Source organism: Barnesiella sp. CU968, from assembly GCF_905219685.1.
GTDB lineage: Bacteria > Bacteroidota > Bacteroidia > Bacteroidales > Muribaculaceae > Lepagella > Lepagella muris_A.
On sequence record NZ_CAJMXD010000055.1, the window covers coordinates 1 to 11147 of the forward strand.

3 protein-coding genes and 1 pseudogene are annotated in these 11147 nt (G+C 40.9%); all 4 read right to left on the reverse strand.

Translation table 11 applies throughout. The features are described 5' to 3' along the window. Positions 1 to 68 precede the first annotated feature (68 nt). Positions 69 to 1064, reverse strand: a complete 996-nt coding sequence (locus JX312_RS03725) for a hypothetical protein (protein ID WP_204457118.1) — start codon at positions 1062 to 1064, stop codon at positions 69 to 71. Between the two features lie 34 nt (positions 1065 to 1098). Continuing rightward, the gene (locus JX312_RS03730) at positions 1099 to 1650 is read right to left on the reverse strand and encodes a hypothetical protein (RefSeq protein WP_204457119.1); all 552 of its coding nucleotides are present in this window, start codon (positions 1648 to 1650) and stop codon (positions 1099 to 1101) included. Between the two features lie 217 nt (positions 1651 to 1867). Then, positions 1868 to 2530, reverse strand: coding sequence for a PP2C family serine/threonine-protein phosphatase (locus JX312_RS03735; protein ID WP_204457120.1), 663 nt, complete (start codon positions 2528 to 2530; stop codon positions 1868 to 1870). A 7131-nt stretch (positions 2531 to 9661) separates the two neighbouring features. Then, positions 9662 to 11147, reverse strand: a pseudogene (locus JX312_RS03740) (protein kinase); the annotation flags it as partial.

The window sequence follows — 11147 nt, forward strand, 5'->3', positions numbered from 1 at the left end:
GCCAGCACAAATAGCAAATTGCCATCCAACTCTTGACCTCGAATTTGATTAACACTTTTTAAGAGACACTAGTGATTCTTCTTTATGGTTAGATTGTAAATCTGATATTTCTCCGACAATAAAGTCGTTTTAACCTCGTCATTATCGTGATAGCTTGCCAATGGGTCATTTATTCCGTATAGATACCAATCTTCTTCATCGGAATACAATATTGAATTATTTGGCAAGGATTCTACAATCTTATACTGTGATAACATTCCGATAGGATTCTCATCGGAGTCACTATAAACTTCAATCCTATCTTTGCGATTCTTTAATGCCGAAACAATTTCAGAAATCTTATGATTCTTAGTTTTTTGATACTGGAGGATTGACGCAATAATCGCAGATAGCGAACATGAAATAGACAGAGCTGTAAAAGATTCATTCTCAGAGAATACATCATTTCTTATGAATGATGATTCCCCTTGTTGAACCGATTTATTCTCTAATAATATTTTGATTTGTTCTGAGAGCCGGTCTCTATCTGATGTAATGACAGCCAAACGGTCAGAAAGTTTTGTGCATTCAGATTGCAATGCAATAATATCGCATGATTGACCTTGTCGCAGAGCATCTAATTCAGACTTAACGGAATCATATTTTCGTTGAAGTACTGAAAGTTTGTTAGCAATAGAACCATATTCTTTATGAACAGCTGTCAACTCTTCTTTTAATTCAACGACTTCTTTGCACTTCTCATCTAATTTGATCTTCCATGTGTCAAGTTGAATTATAGAGGTTCTGTTATCTATTTCTTTAGGCTCTGTATCACCATTAACTTCTTTCAATTTGTATTTTAAGGCTGAAACCTCCCCTTCCAGAAGTGTACGGCGGCTTTTAAGATTTGCGATTTCTCTTCTCAAAGATTTTGTCTCTGTCTCCATTTGGGAAAGACGAGCGTCTTTCTTCTTTGAAGCCATTTGCTCATCGGAAAGAGAATGCCTCAATAGTTCATTTTCTTCCTGTATTGCCTTGATATCTATATGTAATAAACTCTTAACAAGAGTATTTAGGAAACCCATGAGAAGAATACTTTATAATTTCAATAGATTATGGTTACTTGTTGATTATATTGATTGACCTTACTTCCCCATTAGTACGATAGGAGCCGAAAGTTGTTCCTCTGCAAACTTTTCGAGCTTCAAGTTTCTCACCTTTTCGGAGTCTATCAATATAAGCTATATCATCTTTATGGAGGCTGCTATTTATTGTATTCATAACTCTCAAGGCCTTCCCTTCGGGCGCAATGATAACCTCAAATGTAACCATTCTATTAAGATAACCAACCTCAATCACCGAGCCAATCGACAGACATGCAACCCAGATGGTGTCTGAATCCAAATTCCAGTCACTATCTATTCTCATTTCTGAGATATATTCTTCCCATGAATGATAGCCTATATATTGAGCCAAAATATTTAATGTGCCCTTATTCGTTTCTCGTGGATCCGATATATAACCAAAAAGCCGTTTTAATGTGGTTACACCAATTGTAGATTTTGTCTCGTCAGCAATAAGGGCAGCCAGTGTTGAGAAGTCTGATGCTCTGTCAAATGACAGGCTGGACTTTTTCTTTATATGCTCGATTGTTTTGTTAGAAAAAACCATTTTCTATTTTACGTCTAATCAATTATCATCTAATGTTTTCAAAAAGCAAAACAATCTTTCTTCACCAATTGTAGAATAATATGTTTTATTGCAGGTGTTGACAGAGTTTGAAGGTCATTCAAGTAGTTAACGAATCTTGGTTCTGTAATTACATCTATCCCTTCATGCTCAATAGCGTATGATATTGCCTGTTCCTGTGTCATTTTCTACGAAAGTTTTATATTTTTACATATATAAAAGAATGATTGTCATCAAAGTCGTCATTCCTATCTTTCAGTGCGAAAGTATCTTTGTTAATCATATCAACTAAAACATCAATTGGCAAAGACTTATGAAGACCATCCGAGCAAATTACAATTTCATCTCCGGGCTTCAATTCTAATTTCGACACATCAGCTATATCTTTGGGAGAGCCCATAAATCCGCGAGACACTATATGTCCGTATCTTTCTCTTTGAGAATAAGTGACTTTGCCATGTTTCTCCATTTCTGCAATCATTGTGTGATCTTGGGTCACAAATATTTGTTTGCCATCACGAAATAGATATACACGGCAGTCTCCAATCCAAAATATATTTCCTATGTAACCATCTACTTCAATTCCTGCAAAACAGCAGCCCATTTTGGAAACACCTCGTTCTCGAATAGTCTTGCTCAGTTCGGCGTTTGCGTCCAGCACGGACTCTGGAATTGTTTTTCCTTTTGCGATATGGTTAGCTATTTCTTCAGCGGCAACTTTAGCAGCTATATCCCCATCAGAGTAACCACCCATACCATCTGCGACAATATATATGGCTTTGTTCTCTCCAATTTCTTTGGAGAGAACAAAGTCTTGATTCTGCGCTCTACGGCCGATGTTGCTGTATTCTATTATTCTCATATAGCTTTAATGGTATCACCACCATGTTTAGTCACTCTTGGCCGGGTGTTTATCTTCATAGGTCGCAAGGTTACTCCCTTATCAGTCGCCTTGGTAGCCCAAAGATAGGCTTCTCCCGGAACAAGAGATGCCATGTCAGATGATGAAAGAGACTGTAGTTGGGTTATTGACTTTTGAATATGTTTAACCCACTGAGGACTATTAAACTTATGCAAGAGCACGACAGAAGAGAGTTCAATGATTTGAGTAGGAAGACTCATCGGGTCTTGACTGGCAATCATCATTGATACGCCTTTATGGCGCATTTCTCGGATAGCAGTCACGATTGTGCTTGTCAAGTCTTTGTTGCCCATGTATTTATGAGCCTCATCAAACACGATGAATTTGTTAAACTTCCTGCCTTCAAATTCTTTTACACCGGAGAAGATGTTAAGCATGATGACGAATAGGCCAAGCGCATCGTCTTCATCAATCCACTCATCGCGGAGGTCTACGATAATAAGACGACCCGGACACAAGAGGGAACCAAGTTTTCTTGTATCATCAATGTACTCTTCCGCGAAGGAAAGGCGTTGTTTGGCAAGAGCCTTTTGAGAAGTTGAAAGAAGATCAGAATTATCAACGCTCTCTTTCAACGCGTTAATATTTAGATTCTTTCTGAGTGCTTTCATAATCTGTTTGAGCTGGGCGATATATGTTGAATCATTGCCCAAAGCCTTCAACAGGAATTGCCAGTCTTGCACATTGAGATCGGTTGAGTGGAACTTGATGGGATGAATTTCCAGATTAGGATATTCCTCCTGTCTATCTTCTACTTTATCCTCCGGACATAGCATGATAACATCCTCTATGCGAGCCGCATCTGCTCCATATACCTCTTTTAGCTTTTTGAGTTGTCCGGCTTCATCATTAGGGAATACCATTGACGTGAACTCTGGTGCATAATCTTGGCTTTCGGAGTAGTGGAAGATTACACTTGCCATAGGACCAGGAAGTATGTTTACATTAGAAAACTGCTTCAAGGTCATTTCTGTAACAGTTCCGATTGTGTAACTTTTGCCACCCCCCTGCACTCCGAAAAGACTGATAGTGTTAGTCTCGCTCAAATCAATGGCAATCTTACGATGGCCATTCATACTTTCACCGAGAATACCATATTGTTCGCTCCCGCTTGTCTTGCCGATAAGAATATCATAAGTAGGCTGAACATAATTGGGATCAAATATGACAGGTTCAATTTCGATTTTGGGTTTATCAGGAACTGTCGGAGCCGACGGAGTATTATCTACCGGCTTAGCCTCAATAGGAGATGGAGATAACGGCTGGTTGGGGCTGACCTCAACAGTTTCATCGGCACCAGTGGTATGCCATGTGGCTGGGGAGTTGGATGCAACACTCGAAGGATGATTTTCGTCAATATCTTCTTGTTTTGGACATTCCGACTCTACTTGTTCTATTTTAGGAGATGATGGTATATCAATCTGATGTTCGGGTTGGCTATTTTTCATATCCTCTACATCATTGTTGAGACGGAATGAGTCTTCGCGCAAGATACGGTCTGATGTTTCAAATTCAGTTCTCATATCCTCATCAGCAGCCGCACGTGCAACGTCAACAGTCCTCAGACGATCCACATCTTCAATAATCATCTCAATCATTGGCTTACCAAGGATATAGAAAATCGTATCGTTAAGAACATCTTTGCGTTGATACGTGTCGCTTTGGAACTCATAAATAAACCCCATCTTTTTGAAACGGATGGTATAGTCTCCATTTTGCAGAGACAATATGAATTCTTCGTATTCCTTAGCCGTTTCTTCGTTCAGGTATTGATAACGCGCTGCACGGCGAGAGTAGAATAGTAGCAACGACTGTAATTCTATTGTGCGAAGTTCCCGGTCAAGTCTATCCGGAGACTTAAACTCTGGATCAAAGTTTGTACGAAGTGCTAAAATTGTATTCTCAATCTGNCTTTGCATTTTCTCTTGAAGAGAGAACAATTCATCATCATTGAGATTCTGACGGCACTTAATCTCAATTACGGTAAATACAATCTCCCGCTTTGAGGGATGGAAATCCACCAATAGATCATCAGCACGCTCTCCGGAATCTGAATCTAAGTCTGCAAACAGATTCTGATGCAGGTCAATCGGAATGATGAAAGAATCGTCCAGAAGACCTTTACCTTTCAACATTCGTTTCATAAGAGTTGTGCCAAGCACTTCAAATACTTTATTGCGACTGCTTTCCAGTTGCATTATCATACTGCTGCTGACAGAGCGGATGTCAGAAAGCAAATCCATGAATGATGTCTTATCACTAACATCTATTCCGAAGTTCTTAAAGTGCGGAGCCATTATCCCTTCTATTTCCGATGTCGGACGACAGGTCAGGAACGATGATATGCCGTTCAGCTCAGCGCTCGGAATATAGTCGAGCAGATAAGGTTGTTCGCCGGCCTTGCAAGGCATATCATAGAACTCCGGTCCCATATTCTTGTCGAAGGTCACCACCCAATCACTAATATCATGAACGAGAGAGAGCATTTCAGAATTGGAGTCCTTGATATTCAGCGTTAAAGAGGGTACTGACAACTCATGGTCTGATGTCATGCTCGTGCCTATAAGGTTCTGCACATTGCCGAATAAATTTTGAAATTCTTCGGCAAACATTGTGGCATTCTGCATGGGAGTATCAGAAATAAACCTTTGCCACTGAATCTCAGTGCCTTCGCTTGCATTGTCAACCTGAACAATAGGACGCATCACAACGCCATTGAGATAGAATGATGGCTGAATCGTCTTACTTCTTTTCAATGATGCCTGAGTCGGGAACGGGTTTATAAGGAAAGACATGTGCGCAGGGAAACGCAATGGGTCTTTAACAAACTCGTCAATGCTGTTGATGGAGAAACGTAGCTTCGGGAACAGGCGGTTATCATCTGCCTGTGAGAAGTTCTCTGCTTCCTCTGATACAGATGTTTCTGGATTCATCAGTTCTTTCAGAGCCTCACCTTGTGGGAAACGCTTATCGTTACAGAACAGACGAATCTCATAATGTATATCAAATACATTTCCGGCGGTTTCTCTTTCTAATCTTACAAGGTTATCTGCGAATACCGACGCATCCCCGGCATTAAACAGATTTATAATAAGTTTGTTGATATACGGATGCTGAGTAATGTATTTGTGCATTAAGCGGTAAACCATATTCTGGTTTACATCGCTGTCAATACGATACTGTATTCCTATATTAAATAGTTGAGAAAGATATGCTTTTAGCTGACGGAAACCTGTAGAGAAAGTATCGTCTTTGTCTTGAAGCGGATTGGCATATAATCCCCAGCCAAAGCACAGTTCTCCTACGTATTGCATATACCCGGTGCGCTTCTCATCGAGAAGAACAAGTGGAGCAATCTCCGGATTCAGTTCGCCATAGAATAGCTTGTCTAATTTTTTATACCATACATCCGGCTTACGGTAACGAGGATCATCATGTGTCCGAGATTCCCATTCCTCATATTGCTCATAAATATTTACAAGCCAAGCGAGGCGCAAAGGATGAAGAGGCGTGATTATTTTTGTATGTGCAGTTCTCCCATCAGGCATTTCAACTTCAAGAGAAACTGTATCTATTGATTGTAACTTAACAGCTTCGCTTGATTCGATATTCTCCGAGAGAGCACTTGAAAGCCATGCTCTGTATTCGCTAACATAAGCTTTGATTTCATCAATGTAATTGAACACCTCAAGTGTTTCGATTACACCGGTATTATCAGGAGCCGATTGTCTTATAGCATCAAATAGCCTTTTTCTGGAGTCAATCAACGATTGAGGCGCATCAACATCAACCGGAACGACAAATGCTGATTTCAGCTGAACATCGGTATAGTTATCGCTGATTTCAGCCTCTACGTAAGAGAGCTGGTCTCCTTTTTTCAGAAGAGCACGTTGTAATACAAGAAGTTTTTTGGGTAGAGGAATCTGATAGTTGTTGTCAGCATCATATCGTAACTGGAATGTTTCGAGATGGGTGCTCTCCTGCCAACTATGTAATTCATCATCAGATGTATTTTTTGACACCTTGCCATTCTTCTCAACAATCGCGACACGCTCTGGTACAGTGAGTTCAAGACCTTTGCGGTTCAACTCAATTCTGTAGCGGAAATACGCCATCAGTACATTACGTATTTTCATACGTGTACCGATTTCTTCTCCATCGGTATCATCATCCACATCTTTATTTCGCAAGAAGAATGTGGTAGAATCAGAGGTAAGCATCTTGCGACGCTGTTGCTGGAAATCCTCCTTTGACAAGCCTTCATCTTTTGCTTCCTCTTCAATCCATTCTTGCTGAACAGACTCCTCTGTAAACTCGTCCTTGGTGTTCAGGACAGTCCCGTTTTCATCTTCCGCAAACACATGGAAGAAATATGAGCCATTGTCGAAGGTTTCAGGATTGATTGTAAATGATATATAACGATACTCACGTTGATTATCCGAAACTTTCTTTGTCAAGAGGTCTTGCTCCTTATAAAATCCGTCTCCATTCATTAGAGCAATACGAACTTTCTTCAGCTCCTCATATTGACTCGGCTTTGGTGAGAAGTATATGCGGAGTTTTACTTTTGCCCCCTTCTTTGGGTCAACCAACACTTCCGGATCTCCATCGACAAGAGAATAAGATTTGCCTCCTAAGTCAACCTTTACAATATGCAGTTTGCCAAGTTCAAGGACGTTAGTGAGAACTCTTTCCCACTGAGAAAAATTCNATGAAGGGTACTTCAGAATTTGCTGACAAAGACCTATTCGGGTGTTTATCCTGCCATTCTGCTTCAAGAAAGCTGCTACTTCCTTTTGGAGGGAGTTGGCTTTTATGGGTAATTCTACAACTCTGTCTGCTATGGTTGATGAGAAGTCAGACATAACACTGATGCAATCATCGTTTTTCATTAGGAACGATGGCGCATACTCCTTCCGTTGTGCCAGTTTTTCATCCGGCATAAGACCCAGATAGAATATGCCATTTCCTATTGCCTTGTCAGTAAGTCCTGACAAGACAATGTAAAGAAGATAATTAATCTTATCATTGATAGATACGTTCAGATTCTTCTCGGCATACTGTAACACTGTCCTTATCGTCTTATTTCCACCGGTTTCACCCAACAACGATTTGAACAGCATCGAATCCAGTGTTTTCACACTCAGATCTTGGAATGTTGCATTGCCGTATGAGTCCTCAGCAGACGTACTACTGTTGACCGGGATAAGTATAAGAATCGGTTTGGTCAAGTCGTTACGAAGCTCAATGAGTTTCGTGGGAGTAATATATTCGCTTCCAGAAAGAGTCTCTGAAAGTATGTAACACTCCGCCTGCGTCTCACGTGAGTTGATTTTATTTNTCAACTCCGGTAAGACCTCCAACGGAAAGCCCGTGACCTTCATACAATGTCCGTCAGAGGCATTCTCTANAACATTGCCATAGCAGGACATAAATGTGTCCAGCATACGGTTATAATATTCTCTTCGTAAATCCATTGAGTTCGCGGTTAATCATTGAATTTATATCTGGGACGAATTTTCTGTAGTGATGATGCGTCACTGAGGTCAGTATAGAAACCTATCTGACGAAGTTTGCTTTTAAGAGCATCGACATTGGCTTTGAATGCCANGTGTGTCTTGACATCGGCATCAGAGAACCGAGGTTCGTCACTTCCATCAATAATGAGTCCATAACGATCTCTAATACTCTTGATGAGTTGTCGAATGCTAAGCGGATTACTGCTGAATCCTCCTCCATCTTTCGGTGTAAGCACAAGCAGTTGCACGAGGACCTCCAAAAGTTTTGAACCGATTGCTCCTCGACGTTGATGTTTGCGACTTCTACCATCAATCATCAGGGCAGACTCCGTGTTCTTCATCGAAACTTTATCAAGAAAGTCACGACCATACTTTAATTGGTAGGGCGCACCGACTTTCATAAGACACTGGACATATTTTTGCAAAGAAGAATCTTCAAATTGCAAGTATTGTTCCAATTCAGATTTATAGATTCGTGCATCCTCCTGTTCTTCATCGGTTTTAGCTTCCTTGTCATAGTTTGATATGACATCGGAAAGCCTTACCTGAAAGTAGGCTTCCATTGTAGCGTCAGGATTCTTTATTCGCTCTATGATTTGTGGCATTGATTCAAGGCTTGCTCCCGGCATACGTTTGACCGCCTTGATTGTATATGAAGCGCGAATGTAATTTATCATTCCATCGAGAAGTCGTTGCATATCTGCGCAAGCCAAATCAGATATTTCACTTTCAAGTTTATCTGACATGTCAACTACCATACTCCATTCTTTAGTCTCCTCAGCAGAGCCAGTATCAACCATCTTGGGCAGTTGATATACTAACTGATGAAAATATAGCGCCAGATGGAATCCAGTTAGGATGCGTAGATAGTCGATAAAAACACTCCGAGGGATACTCTTCTGATACGCAAGAAGACGTAATACATCATCACAATATAAATCTGCTTGTTTCTCCAGAAGTGGTTTTATATTGGCTATGACATTGACTACTTTCGGGTCTATATCAACCATCTTGATAAGATGAAGCAGTCCGGCTGTATCAACATCAAGAGTCGGATTGTCAACCAATTTTCGGCTAAAGTTATCCCAGCCAATTGACATATATTCTTTCAAGGCATCCCTTACTTCAGGACGCTTGTTAATCATTATGAATACCTGGTCAGCGGTATTATAGTCCTTCGCATGACGCTGATTACGGATTCGATAGCTTTCCAAATGCAGGGGGCGCATTGATGATATGTTTTCTTTGGCTTTTCCTCGGAATACCATATTCACCAAACTACTGCGTAACCAGCTTTCGATGGCCTCCGGATAATCAGAGAACCCTACAAGTTCCTGACGATTCTCCAGTGCCTTGAAATATTTTTCTTTAAGGGAGTTCACATCATGAAATGTGGCATTCCTCGCAAGTTTCAGCTTTATTCGGGTGCCATTGTTTCGCATGAGCATGAAAAGGTTAACCAGAACATTATCCAAGGTCACAGCCTTCATATCAACGGCGAAAATCGACGGCTCACGGAACACGCGCTCTTCGCGTGAGAGTATTGGCATTTTCATATTTTATCCTCCTCTGCTTCGAGTCGTGTTACTACTATTCGCATGTTGTTCTTATTCAGACGTATACGATAATAATCCTTCTCGTTGTTAGTCACGATGATTTCTGTATATGTTTCGCTTTCAAGTAGGTTTTTGAAAACCTGAAGTTCGATAAACCTGCCTTTTAGGTCGCTTATCGAAGGACTAAATCCATTTTCGATATACGTGAGCATTTCGTATAGGTCGAGGGTTACATTCAATTGAATGTGCTTCTTGGTCTTACTACGGAACACAAAAGCGCAGTTCTCATGTTCGAGATATGTGGTCAGTTTATCATTCGTGTCAACCTCCATCTCAAAATCTTTGAGAGGGAACCGACGATAGCTCTTTGCGCTTGGATCTGCGACACGAGATGATGAGAGCAACAGATACTCCTTTGAAAGATCTCTGTTCCAGCAGCCCTCACTGCATGATATGGCGTATGCCAAATCATTTTTAACAGTCTCCATATCATCGCCTCTCTGATTGAGATTATTGACGAATCTACCAATAGACTGGAATGGCAGACGTTTCATGAAACCGTCCTTGTCGTTGAGGAAAGCGCCCTCAAAGTATTGGTGACGAATAAAAGTCTGATGACGCAATTTGAGAAGACGCACATCTTCACCACTCATCATATACGAAGGCTTCAGCTCCATAGTGTCGTTGAAGGATGGTATAAGCGATGTAGTCCTTTCGGCAAATGATAGATAATCTCTTTCGTTTTTCTCACTGAAATAGAGATTTCTATCCAACTCGGGAATTGCGACATTTGCAATATCCGTTTCACGAAGCAACTTAACGACACGGTCTTCTGAGTGCTGATAAGGAAACCAGGGATGTTCCGGCGCAGTTATGTTGAAATAATAGCGCATCCACCACCGTTGACGTTCAAGCTCGTAGATGGTTCTTCGATTATTCTTTTCCTCTTCGGTAGCATCTTCCGGAGTCTCGTCGTATTCTCTTTTGGCCTTATCAAGCGATTCTATAAGGTGTGGCATATCTGCACAAGAATAGTCTCGGGTCAACATCCATGCTATCATAGAGCGCAAATCTCGCATAGTAATATGCAGTTCGCGCTTATATACAATTGTGCGGACAATCCACTCCAGACGCTTGATTATCTCGTTGCCAACTGCTGAGTCATTGAGTGAATCAACGTTGTATTTTATGAAACATCTGTCGGCCAATGGGCATCCCTGACATTTGTTCCAAAGTTTCTTGTCGGTTAATGCCTTAACCTGCTTGCGCAAAAGGGACTCACCGTTTTCGTCCTGAGCTGTAACTGAACGAAGATTAAGATTGATGACCATAACACCATCGGGGAGTGTAGCGACCCCTTCTTTATAAAAGTATTCATCAATGGCGTTATGTAATCCAGTGAGTTCTGGAGTAGACTCTAGATACTCCATCAACCGGCCTTCATAGATAGCAATGATTCGGCCCTCCACAACACTACTATAA

Coding starts and splice junctions, on each gene's coding strand:
- JX312_RS03725 (WP_204457118.1), bottom strand. CDS start 1,064: ATGGGTTTCCTAAATACTCTTGTTAAGAGTTTATTACATATAGATATC.
- JX312_RS03730 (WP_204457119.1), bottom strand. CDS start 1,650: ATGGTTTTTTCTAACAAAACAATCGAGCATATAAAGAAAAAGTCCAGC.
- JX312_RS03735 (WP_204457120.1), bottom strand. CDS start 2,530: ATGAGAATAATAGAATACAGCAACATCGGCCGTAGAGCGCAGAATCAA.